Annotated in this window: 23 protein-coding genes; 20 read left to right on the forward strand and 3 right to left on the reverse strand. The window is 39.6% G+C overall.

The window, feature by feature from the left end:
• Positions 1 to 6: 6 nt before the first annotated feature.
• From DW033_RS24520 to DW033_RS13670, 3 genes are all read right to left on the reverse strand, one after another.
• Positions 7 to 117 (reverse strand): smalltalk protein, encoded by a 111-nt coding sequence (locus DW033_RS24520; protein ID WP_005865512.1) that lies wholly within the window; start codon positions 115 to 117, stop codon positions 7 to 9.
• Positions 118 to 160: 43 nt separating this feature from the next.
• Entirely contained in the window at positions 161 to 634 is a 474-nt protein-coding gene (locus DW033_RS13665) for an HU family DNA-binding protein (protein WP_005865514.1), read from the reverse strand.
• A gap of 235 nt (positions 635 to 869) precedes the next feature.
• The gene (locus tag DW033_RS13670) at positions 870 to 1,130 is read right to left on the reverse strand and encodes a DUF4248 domain-containing protein (protein ID WP_009018605.1); all 261 of its coding nucleotides are present in this window, start codon (positions 1,128 to 1,130) and stop codon (positions 870 to 872) included.
• A gap of 122 nt (positions 1,131 to 1,252) precedes the next feature.
• Here DW033_RS13670 and DW033_RS13675 point away from each other — a divergent pair, with 122 nt between their 5' ends.
• The 20 genes from DW033_RS13675 (at position 1,253) to DW033_RS13770 (ending at position 23,723) form a co-directional block, all read left to right on the forward strand.
• The gene (locus tag DW033_RS13675) at positions 1,253 to 2,062 is read left to right on the forward strand and encodes a hypothetical protein (RefSeq protein ID WP_122382838.1); all 810 of its coding nucleotides are present in this window, start codon (positions 1,253 to 1,255) and stop codon (positions 2,060 to 2,062) included.
• A 157-nt stretch (positions 2,063 to 2,219) separates the two neighbouring features.
• A complete protein-coding gene (locus DW033_RS13680) occupies positions 2,220 to 3,455 on the forward strand; it encodes a glycosyltransferase family 4 protein (protein WP_005865520.1) in 1,236 nt (411 codons plus the stop codon).
• Between the two features lie 61 nt (positions 3,456 to 3,516).
• Complete coding sequence (locus tag DW033_RS13685; RefSeq protein WP_005865522.1) at positions 3,517 to 4,314, forward strand: WecB/TagA/CpsF family glycosyltransferase; 798 nt, start codon at positions 3,517 to 3,519, stop codon at positions 4,312 to 4,314.
• Positions 4,315 to 4,337: 23 nt separating this feature from the next.
• On the forward strand, positions 4,338 to 5,141 hold the full coding sequence (locus DW033_RS13690) for a polysaccharide biosynthesis/export family protein (RefSeq protein ID WP_005865524.1): 804 nt from the start codon (positions 4,338 to 4,340) through the stop codon (positions 5,139 to 5,141).
• A 10-nt stretch (positions 5,142 to 5,151) separates the two neighbouring features.
• On the forward strand, positions 5,152 to 7,578 hold the full coding sequence (locus DW033_RS13695) for a tyrosine-protein kinase family protein (RefSeq protein ID WP_009018606.1): 2,427 nt from the start codon (positions 5,152 to 5,154) through the stop codon (positions 7,576 to 7,578).
• Positions 7,579 to 7,679: 101 nt separating this feature from the next.
• Complete coding sequence (locus DW033_RS13700) at positions 7,680 to 9,221, forward strand: MATE family efflux transporter (RefSeq protein WP_005865528.1); 1,542 nt, start codon at positions 7,680 to 7,682, stop codon at positions 9,219 to 9,221.
• Complete coding sequence (locus DW033_RS13705) at positions 9,218 to 10,423, forward strand: EpsG family protein (RefSeq protein WP_005865530.1); 1,206 nt, start codon at positions 9,218 to 9,220, stop codon at positions 10,421 to 10,423. The genes DW033_RS13700 and DW033_RS13705 overlap by 4 nt, the downstream gene beginning before the upstream one ends.
• 15 nt (positions 10,424 to 10,438) lie before the next feature.
• Positions 10,439 to 11,503 carry an acyltransferase gene (locus DW033_RS13710; protein WP_005865532.1) on the forward strand — a complete coding sequence of 355 codons (1,065 nt, stop codon included), beginning with the start codon at positions 10,439 to 10,441 and terminating at the stop codon, positions 11,501 to 11,503.
• A complete protein-coding gene (locus tag DW033_RS13715; protein ID WP_005865534.1) occupies positions 11,500 to 12,495 on the forward strand; it encodes a glycosyltransferase family 2 protein in 996 nt (331 codons plus the stop codon). Before DW033_RS13710 ends, DW033_RS13715 begins: the two co-directional genes overlap by 4 nt.
• Before the next feature lie 58 nt (positions 12,496 to 12,553).
• Positions 12,554 to 13,492 carry a hypothetical protein gene (locus DW033_RS13720; protein WP_227154285.1) on the forward strand — a complete coding sequence of 313 codons (939 nt, stop codon included), beginning with the start codon at positions 12,554 to 12,556 and terminating at the stop codon, positions 13,490 to 13,492.
• 27 nt (positions 13,493 to 13,519) lie between these two features.
• Complete coding sequence (locus tag DW033_RS13725; protein WP_227154287.1) at positions 13,520 to 14,281, forward strand: hypothetical protein; 762 nt, start codon at positions 13,520 to 13,522, stop codon at positions 14,279 to 14,281.
• A 76-nt stretch (positions 14,282 to 14,357) separates the two neighbouring features.
• Entirely contained in the window at positions 14,358 to 15,464 is a 1,107-nt protein-coding gene (locus DW033_RS13730; RefSeq protein ID WP_005865540.1) for a glycosyltransferase family 4 protein, read from the forward strand.
• 1 nt (position 15,465) lies between these two features.
• Entirely contained in the window at positions 15,466 to 16,299 is an 834-nt protein-coding gene (locus DW033_RS13735; RefSeq protein ID WP_005865542.1) for a glycosyltransferase family 2 protein, read from the forward strand.
• Complete coding sequence (locus DW033_RS13740) at positions 16,287 to 17,147, forward strand: hypothetical protein (RefSeq protein ID WP_227154289.1); 861 nt, start codon at positions 16,287 to 16,289, stop codon at positions 17,145 to 17,147. Before DW033_RS13735 ends, DW033_RS13740 begins: the two co-directional genes overlap by 13 nt.
• Before the next feature lie 9 nt (positions 17,148 to 17,156).
• The gene (locus DW033_RS13745) at positions 17,157 to 18,470 is read left to right on the forward strand and encodes a UDP-glucose/GDP-mannose dehydrogenase family protein (RefSeq protein ID WP_005865546.1); all 1,314 of its coding nucleotides are present in this window, start codon (positions 17,157 to 17,159) and stop codon (positions 18,468 to 18,470) included.
• Complete coding sequence (locus tag DW033_RS13750; RefSeq protein WP_005865548.1) at positions 18,467 to 19,576, forward strand: glycosyltransferase; 1,110 nt, start codon at positions 18,467 to 18,469, stop codon at positions 19,574 to 19,576. The genes DW033_RS13745 and DW033_RS13750 overlap by 4 nt, the downstream gene beginning before the upstream one ends.
• Positions 19,573 to 20,157, forward strand: coding sequence for a DapH/DapD/GlmU-related protein (locus tag DW033_RS13755; RefSeq protein WP_009018610.1), 585 nt, complete (start codon positions 19,573 to 19,575; stop codon positions 20,155 to 20,157). Before DW033_RS13750 ends, DW033_RS13755 begins: the two co-directional genes overlap by 4 nt.
• A gap of 95 nt (positions 20,158 to 20,252) precedes the next feature.
• Entirely contained in the window at positions 20,253 to 21,344 is a 1,092-nt protein-coding gene (gene gmd, locus DW033_RS13760) for a GDP-mannose 4,6-dehydratase (protein WP_122382839.1), read from the forward strand.
• A complete protein-coding gene (locus DW033_RS13765) occupies positions 21,344 to 22,426 on the forward strand; it encodes a GDP-L-fucose synthase (protein WP_008778095.1) in 1,083 nt (360 codons plus the stop codon). Before gmd ends, DW033_RS13765 begins: the two co-directional genes overlap by 1 nt.
• Positions 22,427 to 22,514: 88 nt before the next feature.
• Positions 22,515 to 23,723 carry an ATP/GTP-binding protein gene (locus DW033_RS13770; RefSeq protein ID WP_005865557.1) on the forward strand — a complete coding sequence of 403 codons (1,209 nt, stop codon included), beginning with the start codon at positions 22,515 to 22,517 and terminating at the stop codon, positions 23,721 to 23,723.
• Positions 23,724 to 23,727: the final 4 nt, after the last annotated feature.

Consider the following 23,727-nt stretch of genomic DNA (forward strand, 5'->3'; position numbering starts at 1 on the left):
TAGAATTTAGAAGTGAGAAACACAGGAAGATACACCTAATGCCGTTAAGGCTGCGATAATAGCCTGTACGATAGCTTGGACTATTTTCTTCCAATCGATTTTACTTGATTTGCTCATGTCTGTTCAAATTTTGAGGTAAATAATGTATAGTTTATGAAAATCAGATCTCACCGGGGCTTTCGGAATCCCCTTCCTCGGGAGTTACGATAGGTACCCCACCCTTAAAGTCGATTCTCACCAAATTGGTTTTCTCGGGCAGGAGCGCATAACGGAACGTCCCGTTAAGGATCGTATACTCGGCGTTAAACGCCGGTCGGATACTTTTCACCAGCTTGGCTGTCACCTCCTTGGGTGTGCTTACGCTTTTCTCGGTGAGCAACTCGTTGTAGAAGATGCCCAATCCGTCCAGCTTGATCTTGTAACCAAGCGCCATGTGGGTTTGGCAGAAATAAGCGAGACGTTCGATGACCCCGATCACGTCGGCTGGTGTCAAGGCCGACTCTTGTGCGATCTGGGTAGCCACCTGCTTGGTAGTGATTGTACCATAATAATAAGCTTGAGCACTGTAAACAGTTTCTCCCTTACGAGGGCCAATGTTCAAATCGATTTTTCTAGCATAAAAAGGCTGTGCCATAATGTTAAAATTTTAATAGTGAATACTCTGTTATTTTTATCAATGTCATTGACTGATACAAAAGTAAGGAAGTCGAAAACCTCACTTTCCGATGCTTTCGGTTTCATTCCGGTTGTTTCGTTTAAGGCATTTCCGAAGTGAATAACTAATGGCTTGTCAAGTGAATAACTAACGGCTATACCTAGTGAATAACTAGCGGCTCGGGAAGTGAATAACTAATGGCTTCAGTCCCCGCTTACGGTTCACCGAGATACTGTACGATGATGCCTATTTGCCTAGGTGTAAACGTCTTGTTATAAGTCTTATAGTACGCTCCTTTCAATTCGGCGATCAGGTGGGGGTTATGCTTCATTAAGTTGCGGAGGTTTGCGATGGCAGATTCCTCGTTGACCGTATCCGGAAAATAGAGCCTCGCCAACTCCCTTTTGGAGTACGGGCGGATTCGGAAATTCGTGTTGTTCATATTAAAAAAGAGTTTTAGGTGAAAACTGTTCATTGCTTTTACATCCGGATGATATTGCGAAACTATATAGTTTGTGACAAAGCGTGGAATATCTGCAAAAAATATCTAAACACTTCAAAAACAATCAAGGGGTAATTCTCTCCATATAATATACAATGAATAAAGAAGAATATAAAAAATCACTTCACCGTCATTATCCCGAAGAACCGGACAATGTGTTGGAGTTGGCATGGCATTTCCACGGTATGGAGAAAGCGAAGAAATATATAAAATTGTTGGAGACATGTAATCATAATGCCGATTTAGCGATAAAAGCCATTCGGGCGATGTACGTGTCGTGTGACATAGATGCGGTCAAGGCCGTTAGTGAAAAATTTATTACGGTTTTACTGCCTTTCACTTGTATGGAAAAAACAGCCAAGCCCCATTCCGTGACCTTCCATGTGCGGAAAATGCTGGACGATTGTGATGTAAAGGCTGAGCGTAAAACAGAGGAAGCTCGGTTACGACAAGCCTGTCTTACCCGGCAGCGAGCCAATAGTCCTTCTCGAACTGCGGATGTAACCATACAGATCCGGTTCCAAACAGATAATGAGGATTTGATTCGTCAAATCATGCAGTTGGCTTCGGCAAGTAATGTTGTACTAGTTAAGGTTGAAGAGAGTGATTTGGAAATTGGAGGTAACTATTGCGAATCGACACAGGGTTGGGATGATGCCCAAAATATCTCCATGTCTCTTAATGATTATTATAATGTTTCCCAAGTTTTCGATCCCCCCGGAACTTTAAATTGGTTTCAACTGGAGGGTGCGGCAAAAGATATGCTGGTAACTATCGCCAATCTACGTTCTATCTTTGGAGAAGAAGATCCGGAGGTGGAATACATATCTATATATAAAGGTATAAGAAGTTTGTCACTGAGTCATGCACAAAGATTGGCTGAGTGTGAGATGAGTGGTTGGTAGTCAAATTAGGGCTCAATCATAGTATAATCAGTACAGTGAAGTTACAAGATAAGTAGACTTGGGATTATCTGACGTTTAATTTTTAACATAACACTAGATAGGTACTATAAAAGTGCCTATACATTGGTGTATACTCTAATTTGAGCACTAAACGAAAATGATAAATGTTCTTGTAAATGCCTATGCTGTCAATCCTTATTGGGGCAGCGAACAAGGAATGGGGTGGAATTGGGTTGTCAACATCGCCAGATACTGCAATGTGTATGTGATAACTGAGGGTGAATTTCGGGATAACATAGAGGAGGCTATGATGTCACTTTCTCAAAAGGATCATCTTCATTTTTATTACAATCCACTTCCCACTAAAGTGAGAAAGATGTGTTGGAACCAAGGTGACTGGAGGTTTTACTGGTATTATCGGAACTGGCAAAAACAAACGTTGAAAATAGCGAAACAAATTATAAAAAATAACCGAATAGATATTCTTCATCAACTGAATATGATTGGATTTCGTGAACCAGGTTATTTGTGGAAGATCAAAGAAGTTCCTTTTGTTTGGGGACCCATCGGAGGGATGGAATTGATGCCAATGGAATATCTGCTAGGAGTTCCAATGAAGCAGAGGTTGTTTAATTATCTTAAAAATATAATTAACCAATATCAATACTTATATTCGTCAAGGGTTCATGCAGCCATTCAAAAAGCGGATATATTAATTTCCGCTGTAAAAAGTGTCAGTGATATCCTATCGAATCACTATCAGAAAAACAGTTTACTAATCAATGAAACTGGAATTGACTCCAATTCTACTTTTCGGAGAAAAACAAGTAAATCTGACGAGCCTTTTAAAATTATATGGATAGGAAAATTTGACTTTCGCAAACAACTTCCAATAGCGATTAAATCAATAACAGCCATGAATCAGCGGAATGTGGAACTGCATATTTGTGGTACAGGGAACGATGATGCCGTGAATGAAATGAAACGTATGGCCGAAATTTGTGGAATAGCCTCGAAATGCCACTGGCATGGGAATGTGTCTCATGATAAAATTCTGAAGATGATGGCTTCATCTGATTTGATGTTTTTTACTTCAATCATGGAAGCTACATCCACGGTGGTGCTTGAAGCCATAACGGTAGGATTGCCGATACTGTGTTTTAACACTTGCGGTTTTGGTCCTATAGTAAAAGATTTTGCAGGTATTACAGTTGAATTATCTAATCCTTATAAATCAGTTCAAGATTTTGCTCATGAACTTTCACTATTATATCAAAACCGAGCTGTCTTGAATGACATATCAACCAGAATGTTAGAAAAGAGACAAGAGCTAACATGGGAAGCAAAAGCAAAAAAGTTAGTAAGGCATTATGAGGAAATATTAAAAAAATAATTTCTTCTGACTGATTAAGTTTACTTATTGATTGTACAATAAACCTATTCATTATGTTATTATGAATACATTCTTTAATATCCACTACGAGTTTGACAAACAACGGGTTCATACTTCTATAGCACGGCAGCTGGAAAAATTAGGTTCTGACTATATCTGTGTAGTAGATGGTGTAGTGTTGGGCACAGCGAACAGGAAGTCTGACTATCTGAGAACAGTCAATGGTGGGATGTTCTCCATTTGTGACAGCAGTTACGTCCCGTTGTATATCCATTGGATTTACGGAAAGCGTTATGAGCAATATTGCGGAAGCCAAATCTTTATGGACATCATTCATAGCAGGAAGTACAGGATGATCTTCTTGGGAACATCACGAGCCATATTGAGAGGGTTGCAGAGCAATTTGTCAAAAGAAAACCCGGATGTGGCTGATATGACCTTCTTGGAACTTCCTTATATGTCGGTAGAGGAATTTGATTATGCCAACATAGCCAAAGAAATAGAAACTGACGAGGCTGATATTATTTGGATAGCTTTGGGAGCTCCTAAACAAGAATATTTTATGGATAGATTAAAGCCCCATTTGAAACGAGGGGTCATGATTGCGGTTGGGGCTGTTTTTAAATTCTATAGTGGCGTGGAAGCAAGGCGTGCTCCAAAGTGGATCATCAAATGGCACTTGGAGTTCGTGTACAGAATATTCAGAGAACCCAAGAAGCAATTGAAGCGGTGTGGAATGATTCTATTTACTCTGCCAGAATTGCTACTAAGGGAAATCGAACGAAAACGAAAAACGGGAGTATATAATAACAACTGTTTCTTCAGAGAAAACGATAATGAAACTAACGAAAAGGAATGATAATCCTTAACCCAATTGATTTTATGAAAGTATTTTACCGGAAATTAGACAAGTACCTGCTTGTATTGACATTCTTGTGCTTTTTAGCTTCTTGTTCTTCAAGTAAAAGAATAGCCTATTTTCAAGATTTGAAACCCGGAGAGAGTGAACTTTTCACTTCACTCTCTCCCCACTATATCAAAGTGCTCCCCGGCGATAAGATAACGATTCTGATAAACAGCAGGGAACCTCAGTTGGCTGAATTATTCAATTTGGCAATCACGGCTAAAGCTATTGGCACGACAAGTAATAATTCCGGTATTCTTTCATATACGGTTGATTTGGAGGGGTATATAGAATTTCCGGTATTGGGGGCAATAAATGTAAACGGAAAAACAAGGAAAGAAATCGCCTCATTGATAAAAGAGGAGTTGATTTCCCGCGAATTGTTAAAAGACCCTGTGGTAACAGTCGAGTTCGCCAATCTTTGCATCTCGGTTCTGGGTGAAGTGAAAACGCCGGGGCGCTATAGCATAGACCGGGACAAGGTCACACTGCTTGATGCTATCGGTATGGCCGGAGACTTGACCATCTATGGCAAACGGGACAAAGTATTTGTATTACGAGAGAATGGCGGCACACGGTATTCTTATAGCGTAAATTTATGTTCCGCAGAGGATCTGTTTTCATCCCCAGCTTACTATTTGCAACAGAATGACATTGTTTATGTGGAACCGGGTAATGTCCGTGCCAATCAATCCACGGTCAATGGCAATACGATTCGGAGTACATCTTTCTGGATTTCTGTGACCTCACTTATTGCCTCATTAATATCAATCTTTTTATAATTCGTATTTTATGGAAATTCCTAAAGAAGATAGAATAGACTTTATTAGAATAAAAGATTTTATTTCTCTTTGTATCTTAAATTGGAAATGGTTTGTGGTTTCCATATTGTTGATTACTAGTATGGGAGTAGTATATGTACTAAGATCCCCATCTGTTTTTAGTCGTACCATGACGATACAAATTCAAAGTGACATGCAAGGCAAATCGCTTCCCTCGAATTTCGAATCTTTTGAAGATTTAGGTATCATCCAGCCTAAATCGAATGTCTTGGACGAAATAGTTGCCCTGCAATCTCCTTCCATTATGACCGAAGTTGTGAAGCGGTTGAATCTATACATTCATTATGCCATTCCGGGAAGGTTTCATGGTAAGGAACTATATGGTCCTTTCTTACCCGTCTTGGTATCCATGCCCGATTGGCAGGGTAACGAGTCCGGAGAGTTTACTATGCACCTCCAAGGCAACAAAGTTAAGTTATCAGATTTTATCTGGAAAGGGGATGCGATTTCACTTCCTTCCGACATCAGTGCCACTCTTTCTGATACGATAGCATCTCCATTGGGACGATTGCTCATTGAGCCTACGCCCATATATACGGCCGATAACGAATATGTCCTGCATGTTACGATAGATCCCCTGTTATCTACGATAAGAAATTTCAACAACAAACTTACCGTCACGCAGTACAATGAAAAAAGCTCTATTGTGGAATTGATTTTCAAAGATACCAGCATATCTAGAATAGAAGAAATACTCAACATGTTAGTAGCTGTTTATAACGAGAATTGGATGAAAGACAAAAATCAGATAATGGTGGCCACCTCCATGTTTATCAACGAGCGTATTAATATAATAGAACGTGAGTTGGGAAGCGTGGATGAAAACATATCTTCTTATAAAAGTGAGAACTTGCTTCCGGATGTACAGGCAGCTTCTGACTTATACATATCACAGAACAGTGCTGCTGACGCACAACTCTTATCGTTGAACAACCAATTATATATGACTCGCTATGTTCGGAATTATCTGTTGGACAATGCCAACAAGGAGAAATTGTTACCTGTCAACTCCGGCATTGAGAATATGAGTATCGAAAATCAAATATCGGAATATAATGGGAAATTACTGCAACGTAATGGATTGATGGCCAATAGTAGCACAGTGAATCCGCTGGTTATGGATATGGACGAAGTTCTGGCTGAATTACGTAAAGCCATCATCGCTTCCATAGATAACCAATACCACAAACTTGAGATGCAGATAGGAAGCCTTCAAAAAGACAAAAGTCAGGTTACGGCACATCTTGCGGCAAATCCAAGCCAAGCTAAGTTCCTGCTATCTATTGAACGGCAACAGAAAGTGAAGGAATCTCTCTACCTGTTTTTACTTCAAAAGCGGGAGGAAAACGAACTGGCACAGGCATTCATCACCAACAATACACGTGTCATAACACCTCCTTATGGAAATGATATTCCTGTAGAGCCACAAAAGAGAAAAATTGTTCTGTTCGCATTTGTCCTCTCTTTATTGATACCAGCAACCATTCTTCTCATCAAGAAGAGTTTAGATACGAAAGTACGTGATAAAAAGGATGTGGTGGAACTTTCCTTACCGTTCCTCGGAGAAATTCCGCAGTGGAATTCCAAAAAGAGAAGAAAAAATTACTTTCACGGAAAGAAAACAGATTGGGACTCTCCAGCCATACTTGTTGAGAATGGAAAACGCGACATCATGAATGAGGCTTTCCGTGTATTGCGGACTAATCTGGAATTTATTGTGAATAAGGAACAAAAATCAAGAATAATTATACTGACTTCTTTCGTTCAAGGTTCTGGAAAAACATTTCTTACAATAAATACCGCAATTAGTCTGGCTGTCAAAGGAAGTAAAGTCTTGATTATTGATGGCGATTTGCGTAGGAATGCCATATCCAAGTTTATTCACTTTCACAAAAAAGGGTTGAGTGATTATCTGGCTGGTGAATTCAATGACATCGAGAAACTTTTCATTTCGAAAATAGAACTGGATGCTGACTCAGAATACACTGATGAGAATGGGAAACGGTTTTTGTCCGATAATCTACATGTCCTTCCGGTAGGTACCATTCCGCCGAACCCGACCGAATTACTTCTCAACGCCCGTTTTGGACAACTGCTGGCGGAGGTGCGTACTCGGTACGATTATATTTTCATTGATTGTCCCCCTGTCAACATCATGGCGGATTCTCAGATCATTGGACAATATGCCGACTACACTATTTTTATAGTTCGGGCAGGTTTTCTGGATCGCGCCATGTTGCCGGAACTGGAAAAAATCTATCGTAAAAATACATATAAAAACATGTCGCTTGTTCTTAACGGGACTGACATGGGGGGTGGACACTATGGTTATAAATATGGATATCATTCTTATAATTACTATACAGATGAGAATTGATTATTGCATACCATAGCGCTTTGTAGATGAGGTTCGTTGCAATGACTGGCAATACAATCAGATAAAGGTTTTGAATATATAACAGGAAAGTAATAGATACTATGTCGACAACGGTCGCACGTGTAATTAGGAATACCGGTTATCTGTATGTTAGGATGGGCATCACTATGTTCATCTCTTTGTACACCACCCGTATCATTCTTCAGGCGTTGGGGGCTTCGGATTTTGGCGTATTTAATATCGTTGGGGGCACCATTGCGATGTTGGGATTCCTAAATATATCCATGGCAAGTGCCACACAACGCTTTATGTCCTACACCGAAGGTTCCGGAAACTATGAGAAGAAAACGGTAATATTCAATGTTAGTATCCTGTTACATTTCATTGTGGCAATTGTTGCGGGAATAGCATTGATAATCAATGGATATATTTTTTTTAACGGGATTCTGAACATACCCATGGAAAGAGCTCATGCCGCCCAAATAGTTTATGGGGGATTAGTGGCTAGTACGATGTTTACGGTCATGACTGTTCCATACGATGCGGTACTTAATTCCCGTGAGAATATGCGCTATTATGCTTTTGTAGGTATTCTGGAATCTGTCTTAAAACTGTTTGTGGCATTTGCCTGTGTATATGCATCGCATGACAGGCTGATAGTTTATGGGGTATTGATGGCATGTATTCCGTTTATCACTCTTTCTATCATGCTATTATATTGCCATAAACATTATGCTGAATGTACCTTGTCCATACAACATTATTTCGATCGGGATACGATGAAAGAAATGGCAAGTTTTTTCGGATGGAATCTGTTGAATACAATGATTGTAATCATTAGTATACAGGGACAAAGCGTTCTTTTGAACCACTTTTTTGGAACGCTTCTGAATGCGGCACAGGGTATCACGACTCAACTGAACGGGCAGCTACAAGCTTTATCATCGGGTATGACTAAAGCTTTGAATCCGGTAATTGGAAAGAGTGCAGGTGCCCATGATGGGAATCTGTTTTTGAAATCTGTAATTTATGGATCCAAATTCTCATCTGCACTATTTTCGATAATTGCGATTCCTGTATTTCTGGAGGCACCCTACATCTTAAAAATATGGCTAAAAGAAGTTCCAGAGTGGACTGTGGTGTTTATCCGTTTTCAGTTGTTGAAGACCTTTGTCGACATTTTGTGTGTAACCGTTCCAAGGGCAATAGAAGCCACTGGTCGTATCAGGCGTTTTAAGATATTAAGCAGTTTTACCAATATCATTCAGCTACCTCTTATATATATAGTTTTCCATATGGGTTTTCAACCTTATTTCATGTATATAATCGCATTGCTTTTTGGTGCGATAATGACTTATTCCATAGCTTTGTATTGCGCAAGAACTGATTGTAACATACCGGCTCGCTATTTTATCCTTAAAGCGATACTACCTGTATCCGCATCCGTCCTGCTCACATTGGTCATTGCATATCCGTGTATGATGGCGATTGCTGTAAATTCCATATCTTCCTTGGTCTTCTCGGTGACATTGACCATGTTAATATTTGCAGTCTCATTCTATTGCATCTGCTGCCAAAAGGAAGAAAGGAGAATCTTGTATAGCCTATTTATTTTGATAAAGACAAATAAAAAGGAATCATGAACTATTGGGAGGTATCATTGATGGACTGTCAGATAAAAATAACCGACAATAAAGCAGTTTGGAAAATTCAGGCAGCATTGGCTCTGATTTTTTTGCTTAACCCTTTTTTGGGGGTACTGTCAACATTGTTTTTTGTTTTTGTTTCAAAAGAAAAATCAATGGCATTCTACTTGGTCATTATTCTTACCTTGTTCATGTGGTGTTTGCAGTCTACACGGTCATTCCATTTAGGAGAGCCGAGTGACTGGGCGGGGAACTATTATTATAATTTTCATAATGCGGCAATAACCGACACACTCACTTATCTTTTTTTCACGACAAAGGAATATGCCTGGCAGGCATTTAATCTGATAGGCTATTATCTGTTTGACGGAGATTTCCTTTCTTATGCGAATTTCATTGTTGCTTTGACCTATATGTTCACATTTGCTGCCATTTATAAATTTTGGAACTATATTCAAGCTGACCCCCGTTTCCTTGTTGCTTCTTTGTGCCTATTTGCTTTTGTGACAGAAGTGAATGGCATCTGCAATAATTTGCTGCGCCAGCAGTTCGCCATGTCAATGATGCTGTATGCCATTATTGAAAGATGCACCAACGGACGTATTCTTTATCCTTTGCTGGTTATCTCTTTTTTCACGCATACTATGACAGGTTTTTTTATTCCATTCTTGTTTATTCGTTTAGGAAAGAAAGCTTCTTTTCGCTTTTACATCTACATCGTCTTGGGATTTGGATTACTTTACATCCTGTTTACCAACCTGTCCATATTTTCCTCCAGTAGCTTTTATGCATTCCAGCGGTTAGCTACCGCTTCAAATGCATATGCATTGAAAGATATTATACAGCCTTCGGCGGTATATCCGTTCTTGGCGGTTACGGTTATTCTTTATGTCAAAGCGTTTTTCTTTGATAGCGAACGGCGAAAGTGCGAACTTTATATTAACAACTTGTTCTTGATTTTGATTTCCATGTGCCTGCTCATGACCTCGATGCCGCTCATGCAGACCCGTTATTTCATCATCCGTTTCTTTTTCATGCCGTTAGTGGTTCCCTATTTCTTTACGGCAAAGGGGAGTTTATGTGACTATTATTTGATAACTGTTCCGCTGTGCTTTGCTTTCCGCTTTTTCAGCACACCATCTATTTGGTTGGCTTCTTCTAACGACATCGTGTATAGAAGTATTTTCGATTACCTGTGACAGATAAATAAACTCATGTACTTATATTGCATTTGTTATATTGCATTGGTGATTCTTGCGGGATTAACTGTTTTCAGACATCGGTGGAATGGAACACAGATATTGTTCAGTCCGTTCAATGTAGACCGAACCCTTTCCCTGCGGGGCATATTGGTTTTGTTAATCGTTTTGCATCATTTGTCCGGTGTCACTTCTTTTCCGGGCTTATCGCCGTCTTTTCGTATGCTTGTCAGTCAGTTTACCTTTTTCGGAGGAGGGGCCGTATCCATGTTCTTTTTCATAAGCGGATATGGTTTGATGGCTTCTTTACATAAGAAAGGGAAAATTTACTTGGACTCATTCTATAAAAAAAGGTTTTTGAAACTGTTACCGCCTTTACTCATTGCGACCTGTATTTTTATCTGTATAAGGATGTGTTTTGAACATCTGTCTGCATGGAATATTTGCTACGAAATGACTTTAGGCAACCCTCCTTTGCCCAATTCATGGTATATGTATGCACTTTTCATTTTATACATCTTTTTTCATGCCGTTTTTTCCATATGCGGAGTGCAAGGTAGAAAAGCGTTGAATTGGATGTGGATTGGCTCTTTTGCCTATATCGCTTGCATTTTATTGTTGGGCTGGGGTTATTGGTGGTATACGTCCGTCTTGTCCTTTAATATTGGTATAGAATATGCCTGTATGAGCCAGGGTGTTCAATCGTTTGTGCGGAAAAAACTGATCTCATTTTTTGTTGGATCAATATTGTTTTTGTTGGTTTTTATATTCATTTATCTCAGATTTGTCTCTGATGGAATGAAAATCGCTTCTCTCATCGCATTAAACGTCACATTGCCCATAGTGATGGTATGGGTGATTCAGGTATTAGGAATTGTAAACTTGACTAGTCTTAAATTTTTAGGAGGAATTTCCTATGAATTATATCTTGTACATGGTATTTTTATTTATTTATCGAAAAACTATTATTCTTATGGAGGTACATTGATAATAGTATGTTATACACTATCCATAGTAACGGCATTCATGCTAAATCGCGGATCGAAGTATATTAATAACAAAATTATAAAAGTAATATGATTTCTATTGTCATTCCTTTGTACAACAAAGCGCATACGATTGTGCATACTTTGAATGCGGTTTTCAAACAGGAGTATCAGGATTTTGAAGTCATTATAGTCGATGACGGATCGACTGACAATGGAGTGGGGATAATCCAGCAACATTTTCACGACAACCGGATACGGATATTTCATCAAGAAAATCAAGGCGTAAGTGTCGCTCGGAATAGGGGGGTAGAAGAAGCTCGCTGTGAATATGTAGCCTTGCTTGATGGCGATGACGAATGGCATCCCGATTATCTGAAAATCATGACCAAACATATTCAAAACAACCCCCGATGCGGATTGTTTCTATGTGCATTTATCGCTCAAGGTGCTTCTCGCTCTATTTATTGTATACCAAAAGGATTTGAGAATTATCAAGGAGAAATTAATCTGTTTCATAATGTTTCTCTGTTTGGGCAGACAAGCGGAACTGTCTTAAAGAAAAGCGTATTTAATCGGACGCATAGGTATATTCCACACATGATTTATCACGAAGATTATCTTCTTATACAAGCTGTTGCTTTGATAGCGCCAGTTTTTTATTGTGGTATTCCTTTAAATAAGTATAGGGGGGATGTGCCAGGTCAAACGACTCAAAACCCCAATACGCCTCAAGCTGAAGAATCCAAATTGATGTATTACAATATCGGTATGGAAGATAGCTTGCGGGTAAGTGAAAAAGGGAATGAATCTTTGAATATTTATCTTAGGTATTTTTTGTTTCATGACTTTAAAAGGAGACTTTCTCTTAAAGATAACGAAGCGTTGCTCCGTTTTATACAACGTCTTTCCTTTGATGTCAAAAAGTTGTTTTATCCTTTTGAGCTCAGCTTGATAGCGCATTATCCAAGAGTCGCTATTCTTTACATAAACCTGACGAAAGTTCGCTGGAGGTTAAGAAGGTATCCTACATGGGGTGATAAATGTGATTTGAATAAAATTAATCCACAATATTTAAATTGGTAAACAAATGACGTACATAGAAACAGTGCTATGGAGGAGCTTGCGTAAAATTTATGGCAAGATGACTGGATTTCAGAAATCAGCCGTCATAGTTGAAGAAACCGATCCTCTGAAAGCTTCGGATGCAATCTATACTTTACTTGATTCCAAGAGGCCTTGCATGATTGCACGCTTCGGAGCTACGGAAATGGCTTGCATTCTCAATTACTTAAGCATTCGCCAAGGAAAACCTCTTCTAAAAAAATATCTGAGAGGTGATGTCTCTGATTGGTGGTGGAACAAGAACGTCATGAACCAAATGCAAAATTGGAGTGGATTCTTCCCTCCTGACATTGAGCATCTTTCCCGGTTTTGCGAAATGATGCTTCAAGACGCTTCTTTGCTGGATATATGTGGGTCTTTTGAGACCGTACAGAGAGGATTACATATTCTCCGACCTTATATGTGCAATCCATTATTTATACCCTTATCTTTCTTTGATCCATTCGTAACATCTCGACCTTGGTCAAGAGTATTGAAAGGGAAGAAGGTTGTTGTGATTCATCCGTTTGCCGAACTGATCGAAGCGCAATACGCCCGTCGTTCTGATTTGTTTGACAATAAAGATGTTTTGCCGGACTTTGAGCTAAGGACAGTAAAGGCTGTACAAAGTCTGGGTGGCGACAACCAAGGTTTCAAAGATTGGTTTGACGCACTGGAATGGATGAAGCGGGAAATAGGAAAAGCGGATTTTGATATCTGTCTGATAGGATGCGGAGCTTATGGATTTCCTTTGGCTGCACATGTGAAAAAAATAGGCAAACAAGCCGTTCATTTTGGCGGTGGCTTGCAATTGATGTTTGGTATCAAGGGTATTCGTTGGAAAAATCCACAAATTGCACTTGATGTGGGGCTTCCAGAAGATTGCTATTTGAAATATTTTTCTAATCCTGCATGGGTTAGTCCAGACGCATATCGTACGGTACATAGCGATAAAGTAGAAAACAATTGTTATTGGTGATTTATGTATGCTTTACTTCGATTAATCATGAAGACATACAGAAAATATCATTTTCATGTATGGAAGACATTGGTTGTAAACTTTAAGTTGCTTCCTTTCAAGCAAGCTATTCATTTGCCGATTGTCATTTATGGGAAAACGCAATTAATCATAAGTAATTCTTCGGTAAAGCTTCTCTGTTCTCCTCGTTTTGGAATAGTCAAGTTTGCCAAGAATCATGAATATTTTTATCCAACCCCAGCTCCCTCATTATTGTTTATGATAAATGGTACGATGGTACTAGAAGGTGACGTTCAATTCTCTTCAGGCTGTACTTTGCGCATCAATGATGGAATATTGCAACTGGGAGAAAATGTCTGTTTTTCAGGTGGATGTAAAATCTTATGTAACAATCGGATATTTATTCGAGCGTATAGCCAGTTCGCTTTCGATTGTGTTTGTTGTGATACGAACTTTCATTATATACTTCAGAAAGACGGCTTGGTAAAGGATTGTGTGGGAATTATCGAAGTGGGGAATAGGAACTGGATTGGAAATTCTACTACCCTTATGCGGGGTACTCAACTTCCCGACAATACCATTGTGGCAAGTAGGAGTTTTGTGAATAAGAGTTTTTTAGGTTACCATGATGATGGAATACTTATAGCAGGTAGTCCTGGTAAAGTGGTTCGATTAGGGGATCAGCGTGTTTTTTCCGCACAGAAAGAGATGGAAATCAGAGCTTTCTTCAAAAAAAGTAAGATGACTGAAATGTGGTTAGCTGAATCAGATTTTTTCTTTTATGAATGATGAAATGAAGCTGTAGTATATTTATTGAATAATTGTTGATCCACAAAGTAACTAAAAAGTTGTAATTCTATAAGCGATGAAAATATTGCATGTTTTATACGAATTGAAATTTTCTGGGGCTGAGATCATGTATGTTGATGCAGCCGATGAATTTAGAAGCCTTGGGTGTGAATTGTATGTTATAAATTCGGCAGAAAGGTTGGGTAAATATGCCGACATGTTTAAAGATGCAGGTTACAAAGTATATCATCTACCTTGTCCGAGTGGATTGATTACCAGATGGAGTTATTGCCAACAAATAGTCCGGTTGGTGAAAAAAGAAGGAATAGATGTCATTCATACCCATGCATCGAATATGAAATGGGATATGGCTTTGGTTGCATGTCTGGCGGGAATACGTTCTGTCTACACTTTTCATAGTTGCTTTAAGTCCAGACCTATTTCATACCTTTACCATATATGGTTAAGATGGAGTGCAAAGAATTTGTTGAGTTGTAAATTCCAAACGATATCAGATAGTGTGTACGATAATGAACGTTTATATTATCATAATGACACGATAAAAATCTATAATTGGTTTGGGAATAAACGATTCTTTCCGGCTGATAAGGCAGAGAAGCAAGCTGTTAGAAAAGAACTTGGCATCTCAAAAGATAGTTTTGTTATAATTTCCGTAGGAGGTTGTAGTGTTAATAAACGGCATCATGACATTATCAAAGCACTTCCCGATTTGCTAAAAGAAAAAAATAATCTAATGTATCTTCACCTTGGACAAGGAGATACTACCGAAGAAGAAAAAACTTTGGCAAGAAAACTTGGAGTTGAGAACAAAATTCGTTTTATGGGAAATCAAAAAGAGGTGAGAAAATTCCTTATTGTTTCTGATGTATATCTTATGACTTCACACTATGAAGGCATCTCCTTAACTACTATAGAAGCCTTGGCTTGCAAAATTCCGGCAATATTATATGATGTTCCCGGATTGCGGGATTTCAATAAAGAACAGTTGTGCTCTTTATTGATACCAGAGCAATCGACTGAGATCGTAAAAGCAATCAAAAAGCTAAGGACAAACAGCGGTGAAAAGGAAATGATAATCAAGAACGGATATGAAATGGTTATGAGAAAGTTTTTTCTGCCAACAAACGTAAGGCAAATATTCAAGTTATATCAAGGATCTTAAAATGGAACAGATAGAGGCAAACATAGCCGTATTACTGACAGTTCATGACAGGAAGAATAAAACATTGAGATGTTTGGAAAATCTTTATAAACAAGTATTGCCAAATTATTTGCGCCTCGATATTTATCTAACCGATGACGGTTGTACGGACGGAACACCGGAAGCGATTAAAAGGCAATTCCCGAAAGTTCATATTATCAAAGGTGATGGTAACTTATTTTGGAACAGAGGAATGTATAGGGCATGGGAAGAAGCTGCCAAACAAGATTATAATTTTTATCTATGGTTGAATGATGATAGCTATTTATTTGACGGTGCGTTGTTTACTTTGTTAGATAATTCTGCAAAATGCAATCATCAGGCCGTAATAGTAGCACCAATGAGGTTAAGGGAAAAAGGCGTTACTACGTATAGCGGATATGATGGTTCGCAAAAAATAACTCCTAATGGAAAGTTGCAGGAATGTGAAAAGTTTAATGGAAATTGCGTTTTGATACCACAATGTGTTTTTAAAAAGGTTGGCAATCTTGATTGGACTTATCGTCATGCCATTGGAGATATTGATTATGGATATAGGGTACGGAAAGCCGGCTTTAAGAATTATGTTGCTACTGGATATCTAGGCATTTGCGAGAGCAATCCAAAGTTGCCTGCATGGGCAAGAAAAGAGATCCCGTTCATTAGGCGGATAAAAAATCTTTATTCCCCCTTAGGGTATGCAGAACCGATACCTTTTTTCCTTTTTGAAAAAAGGCACATCGGATTTGTGACAGCCGTCAAGCATTTTATTACAATTCATATAAGAGTTTTATTTCCGCAATTATGGAAACAATAAATAAATCCATGTTTGTTTTTCAAACAGATTCGGATATTGTACGTAATGTGTATGATACCCAACACAACTATCTGATTGAGTATAATGAACAATGTAAGGATAAAACGTATTGTGCTGTCTATTTTTGCAGCAATGATCTATATTATCCAAACGTTGAAGATATTTTCAGGAAAAGGATTGTAGAGAAAAACTTCTTTGAATGGTATAATTTAAGGATAGAAAAAGCGTATAAACATATTTTTGTTCGTGATGTATTCAAGCAGTGGTATTTGTCCGGTATCAACCAAAGCATTGATTCTCCGGAAAGACTAATCGAATTTCTGAAAAATGAAACCGATGGATACCGTACTATCATGTCTGGCAGTTCAGCAGGTGGTTATGCGGCCATTTTGTATGGTTCCATCCTCAAAGTCGAAAGGGTATTTGCTTTCAATCCTCAAGTAGAATTGACATCCCTATTAACAAAGAGTAATGAAAAGACAAATCCGCTAATCTTTAGATTAAAGGATGGTCCTTATAGGAAGTATTTTGATATTGTCCCATTTATTATGCCTATGATGAATATTTATTATTTCTTTTCCAATCAATCCAGATGGGACATCGAGCAGCGGTCATATTTGGGAGACACAAAGGGAATCCATTTACTGCCATTTAGATCAACACATCATGGTATCCCTTTCTTGAAAGTGGCTCTTCCTGTCATATTAAATATGGAAGATATACAATTAAAGAAGTTTGAGAACAAAATTCAGCATCCGCTTATATTCACGATGAGACTTGTGGGATTGAGAAAAACAATCATAGGATTCTTTTCACAGGTATATGCGACATGCAGGAAAAGACGTTAAAAGATAGTTATGAATATAGCAATTGTTGGTACAGGTTATGTCGGATTGGTTTCTGGCACCTGCTTTGCGGAAATGGGTGTTCATGTCACTTGCGTGGACGTGAATCGAGAAAAAATAGAAAACTTACAGAACGGTCGGATTCCTATTTACGAACCCGGATTGGATGAAATGGTGATGCGCAATTTTCGTGAAGGAAGGTTGAGCTTTACGACCCATCTAACGTCTGTCTTGAATGATGTGGACATTGTGTTCTGTGCCGTGGGGACACCTCCCGATGAAGACGGAAGTGCCGATTTACGATATGTATTGGCAGTGGCAAAACAATTTGGTGAGAATATTCAGAAATATACCCTGCTTGTCACCAAATCAACAGTTCCTATAGGGACTGCCCAAAAAGTGAAGGCTGTTATTCAGGCAGAGCTTGATAAACGATGTGTGAATGTTCCCTTTGATGTAGCTTCCAATCCTGAATTTCTAAAAGAAGGAGCAGCCATCAAAGATTTCATGTCGCCAGACAGGGTTGTGGTAGGAGTGGAATCGAAAAGAGCCAAGGAGTTGATGGGTAAACTTTACCGTCCTTTCCTGCTGAACAATTTCCGGGTAATATTTACCGATATACCCAGTGCGGAAATGATAAAATACGCAGCAAACTCTATGCTGGCTACCCGTATCAGCTTCATGAACGATATTGCCAATTTATGCGAATTGGTGGGAGCTGATGTGAATATGGTGCGAAAGGGAATAGGTTCGGACAGCCGTATCGGAAGCAAGTTCCTTTACCCGGGTTGCGGTTATGGCGGTTCGTGTTTCCCGAAGGATGTTAAAGCTTTGATAAAGACCGCAGAGAAGCATGGATATGAAATGAAGGTGCTAAATGCGGTGGAGTCTGTGAATGAAAAGCAAAAGAGTGTACTTTTCAATAAATTGTTCAAGCATTATAAAGGGGCTTTGCAAGGGAAAAAGATTGCTGTTTGGGGACTTGCCTTCAAACCGGAAACAGACGATATGCGTGAGGCGACTTCATTGGTCACTATTGATCGGTTGCTGAGGGAAGGATGCAAAGTACGGGTGTATGATCCTGTGGCAATGGAGGAATGCCGTCGTCGTATGGGCGGGGGTGTGGAATATGCCGCAGACATGTATGATACTGTCTTGGAAGTGGATGCTTTATTGATACAGACTGAGTGGAAACAGTTCCGGCTACCCAATTGGAGCCTATTACTGAAATTGATGAACAATCCGGTCATCATTGATGGGCGGAACATTTATGACGCAGAAGAACTTCAACATTTGGGCTTTGATTATTACTGTATAGGAAGATGAATAAGTTGAAAGCATTAGTCTTTTACCAGTACCTACCTCCATGGAGGATTGATGTGTTTAATGAGATGGGTAAATATTATGACATGACCATCGCATTTACGGATGCTGACAGTGAGGGATTCACCTATAACAGGAAAGAATTGCTGGAAAAACTGGAGAATATTAAGGTCCTTTTCTTGACTAAAGGATTCAGGATTGGAAATAGGCCTGTACGTCTGGGAATTTTCAATTTAATCAAAAAAATAGATCCCGATGTCATTTTCTCCCATGAGTATTCCTATACAAGTATTTTGGTAGCCTTGTATAAGCAAATGGGGCTATTTCACTACAACTATTATCTGACAACATCTGACAACTTGAAAATGGCCGAAATATCTTCCGGATTGAAGGCTAAATCCAGGAGCTATGTATTGACCCACAGCAATGGGATTATAGTCTATGGTGATGCTGTGAAGCAATGGTATCAAAGAAGATTCCCCCGATTGCGGATAGAGGTATGTCCTAATATACAGAATCCTCAAACATTGTTGGCTTATCGCTCACAGTTTCAACCTATCCTTCAAAAATACATTCAACAATATGGTTTGGCAGGGACTTCTGTTATTCTTTACACAGGTAGGTTAGTAAAAGCAAAAGGGTTGGATTTGCTGTTAAATGCGTTTGCAAAAGCACAAATCGTAAATTATAGATTGGTCATTGTAGGTGAGGGGGAACTATCAGAAAGCTTGCAACAACAAGCAAAGCGACTTGGGCTGAAAGACAAAGTGGTTTTTGCCGGATTTCATACCGATGTCGGTTTGTATGCATGGTATGAAATAGCCAATTTTTTTATTCTGCCGAGTAGGTATGAACCCTTTGGCGCTGTTATTAATGAGTCTTTGGTTTACGGATGTCCCGTGGTGGCAAGCAAGTATATCGGTGCCACGGATTTTGTGACCAAAGGCAATGGAATGTTATTTGATCCCATGAATGAAACAGAATTCATTTACATAATAAGGCAAGCCTGTCGGAAATATTCCAATAAGCCTTTATCTAGGGCAAACTTGATGCCATGCTCTTTTGACAATTATGTATCTGCTTTTTATAATATTAATCGAAACAAGTGAAAATAGATTATCATAACATGCCGAAAGGGGCAGGTATGACAACGTTTGCCATACGCTACATAATGAACATTGTTCGAACATGGTATTTATTTCATTTGAAATATCCATGGGTGAAATACAATGGTTTCGTGAGAGTTATGGCTCACACTACTTTTGCCAGAGGCATGAAAATAAGTATTGGTCATAACGTCCAGTTTGGAGAATATTGCAATATCGCTTCTGATGTCGTATTTAAAAATAATATCTTGATAGCCGGACGTGTTTGTTTTGTCGGAAGAAATGATCATCAGTTTGATACTGTGGGTGAACTTATCTGGAATAGTTCAAGAGGGTACAATGGCATAACGATTGTTGAAGATGATGTATGGATAGGGCATAGTGCTACAATCGTGGGCGGTATCACTATCGGCAAAGGGGTGGTAATAGCGGCTGGAGCTGTAGTGACACAAGACATTCCGGACTGTGAAATTTGGGGAGGTGTCCCTGCAAAGAAAATAAAGGATCGGTTCTCGACAATTAGTGAGAAAGAACATCATCTACGATATATTAAAAGGATACAAGACAATAAAAGAAAGAATTAATATTACAATGATAATAAGCGGACTGCTTCACATAAACTTTCAGTATAATGGACTATCAAGATCTATGAATATGAAAAGATAAACATGAAAATAAAATGAGAAAAGTAGCATTAATTACTGGTATTACCGGCCAAGACGGTTCCTTCTTGGCCGAATTCCTTTTGGAGAAAGGATATGATGTACATGGCACCATTCGCCGCTCATCTGTTGATTTCAGGGAACGGATCGCGCATTTGGAAGGCCATCCCGCTTTCCATCTTCACTATGCGGATCTAGGGGATTCCACGAGTCTCTCGCAGGTGGTGAAGAGGGTAAAGCCTACGGAGATTTATAACCTCGCTGCGCAGAGCCATGTGCAAGTCTCTTTTGATTCACCGGAGTTCACGGCTGATGTGGATGCTACCGGGGTATTACGTATTCTAGAGGCGGTAAGGCAAAATGATCTTACGGGTACTTGTCGTATTTACCAAGCCTCTACTTCCGAATTATATGGGAAGGTGGAGGAGGTTCCTCAGAATGAGAAAACGCCTTTTCATCCGTATAGCCCCTATGCGGTGGCGAAGCTGTATGGTTATTGGATCGTAAAGGAGTATCGGGAGGCTTATCATATGTTTTGCTGCTCGGGTATCTTGTTTAACCATGAATCGGAACGACGAGGCGAGACTTTCGTGACTCGTAAGATCACGTTGGCTGCCGCACGTATCGCGCAAGGGAAACAGGACAGGCTTTTATTGGGTAATTTATCGTCGCTTCGTGATTGGGGGTATGCCAAGGATTATGTGGAATGTATGTGGCTGATCCTTCAAAATGAGAAACCGGAGGACTTCGTGATCGCTACGGGTGAGCAACATTCCGTACGGGAGTTTAGCGAATTGGCTTTCCGTTATGTGGGCTTTGAATTGTACTGGCAAGGTGAGGAAGAAAATGAGAAGGGAATCGACCGCAAGACGGGAAAGGTGCTGGTGGAGGTATCTCCCGATTTCTATCGTCCCACCGATGTGGTTAATCTTTGGGGAGATCCATCGAAAGCGAGACGTGAGCTGGGGTGGAATCCGCGAAAGACTTCTTTTGAGCAACTGGTGAAGATAATGGTGGACGCGGATATGGCGAAGGTGGCCGTGGAACGTGCCTCTGCGCATGTTCGTACTAATTTGGCTGAGTATCTAGAGAAGGGCATCGTGAAATGATGGAGAAGAACGCTAAGATATATGTAGCCGGCCATAGAGGATTGGTCGGCTCTGCCATTTGGGAGAATCTGGAAAGAAAGGGATATGAGAATCTGGTAGGACGTACGCATAAAGAGCTGGACTTATTGGATGGCATCGCTGTCAAGCGCTTTTTTGATGAGGAACAGCCGGAGTACGTGATTCTCGCAGCCGCTCATGTAGGGGGGATTATGGCGAATAGTAAGTATAGGGCTGATTTTATCTACCGGAACTTACAGATTCAGCAGAACGTGATTGGTGAGAGCTTTCGCCATGGGGTCAAGAAATTGTTATTTTTAGGTAGCACTTGTATTTATCCACGTGATGCGGAGCAGCCGATGCGAGAGGACGCTTTGCTGACTTCTCCGCTGGAGTACACGAATGAGCCGTATGCGATCGCCAAGATCGCAGGGTTGAAAATGTGCGAGAGTTTTAATCTGCAATATGGTACGAATTATATCGCTGTGATGCCGACTAATTTATATGGCCCGAATGATAATTTTGATTTGGAACGTAGCCATGTATTGCCAGCTATGATACGGAAGATCCATTTGGGCAAGTGTTTGAATGAGGGAGATTGGCAAGGTGTTTGCCGGGATTTAGATGCCCGTCCAGTGGAGGGTATTGATGGACATTGCTCCCAAGAGGAAATTCTTTTGGTTTTGGCTCGTTATGGGATCTCTTCGGATAAGGTGGAGCTATGGGGAACTGGTAAGCCGCTTCGAGAGTTCTTATGGAGTGAGGAAATGGCAGATGCGAGCGTATATATCATGGAACATGTGGATTTTAAGGATACTTATTCGCAAGGAGATACTGATATCCGTAATTGCCATATTAATATAGGTACCGGGAAGGAGATTTCGATCGCTACTTTGGCAGATTTGATCGTGAGAACAACCGGTTATCGAGGTAAGGTAGAGTTCAATCCCACAAAACCGGATGGAACTATGCGTAAATTGACCGATGTGACCAAACTGCATGAGTTGGGATGGCATCACCGGGTGGATATAGAGGATGGCGTGAGAAAAATGTATTATTGGTATCTAAGCGCTGTTATAAGATAAATGATTGCTTATGGATACGCATGTTGTTATTGCCTGAATACCTTGTATTCGGTTTTTATATGTATCTTTGTGAGAAAACAATAGATATATGATAGCTGAAATTAAATTCAAGAATATGTTCTCATTCAGAGATGAGACAGTTCTTAGCTTTGAGGCAGATAAGAGTAAGGATTTGGAGTCATATCATGTTGTTGAGCTGGCTCCGGATGTAAAATTACTTAAGTTAGCTGTCATTTATGGAGCCAATGCCTCAGGAAAAAGTAATATTATTAAGGTTTGCGATTTTATAAGGTCCTTTATAACTTGCACTCCACTTAATAAAGCGGAGCTAATTAAGATTGTTCCGTTCTTGCTAAATAGAACAAGTAAAGAACAAGCATCAGAGTTTTCTGTTTCATTTTATGCCATGAATGGAGACAAGGCTATCAGATATGTCTATTCCGTATTGTTGGAGACTACGCACATTGTCCGGGAAACCTTGATTTATTATCTCAGTCAACAACCGGCCACTGTTTTTGAACGTAGCATGGAAAACAATGTCTCTTCCATCAAATTTGGTCAAAAAGTTAAAATCAGTACGGCTGCAAAAGAGGAAATAACCTTAAAGTGTTTACCTAATATGTCTGTCTTTGCAGCTTACATGCAGGTAAATACCAATATTGCAGAAATGGAAACAGCCCTTCAGTATTTGACTAAACAAATGATGCCTGCGATAGTACCTACATCATCACTTAGCCGCTATGCAGAAGAGGCAATTAAAAAAGAAACTGCCAAAGAATATATCCTAAGGTATTTGCAGGAAGCAGACTTCAATATTTCGAATATTTCTTCAAAAGAGCAGGAGACTAAAAAGGGAGTAGTAAATTATACCATGTATCAGCACAAGGTCTCTTCCGGGTTGGGGGGGAATGATTACTATGAGTTCCCGGAGTTGTATGAATCAGATGGTACCATACGAACATTCGGCTTGGCATCCCAGATACAAAATAGTATTGGAAGCAATGCATTCCTTGCTGTAGATGAAATAGAATCATCTCTTCATCCTAAGTTGATCGAATATATGATTGAACGTTTCTTGAAGGAGTCAAAGCAAGCTCAGTTACTGCTTACTACTCATTATGACGGTCTGTTGGGGGAAGAGGATCTGCTTAGAAAAGATAATATCTGGTTCGCCGAGAAGAACACAGATGGAGCCAGTGTACTATATCCTCTAACTGATTTCAAAGGCTTGAATAGAATAAGCTCTCTACAAAAGGCGTATAAGTTTGGTAAATTTGGGGCAGTTCCTAATCTATAAATAC

It is taken from the genome of Parabacteroides sp. AF39-10AC, assembly GCF_003635405.1.
Taxonomy (GTDB): Bacteria; Bacteroidota; Bacteroidia; order Bacteroidales; family Tannerellaceae; genus Parabacteroides; species Parabacteroides distasonis.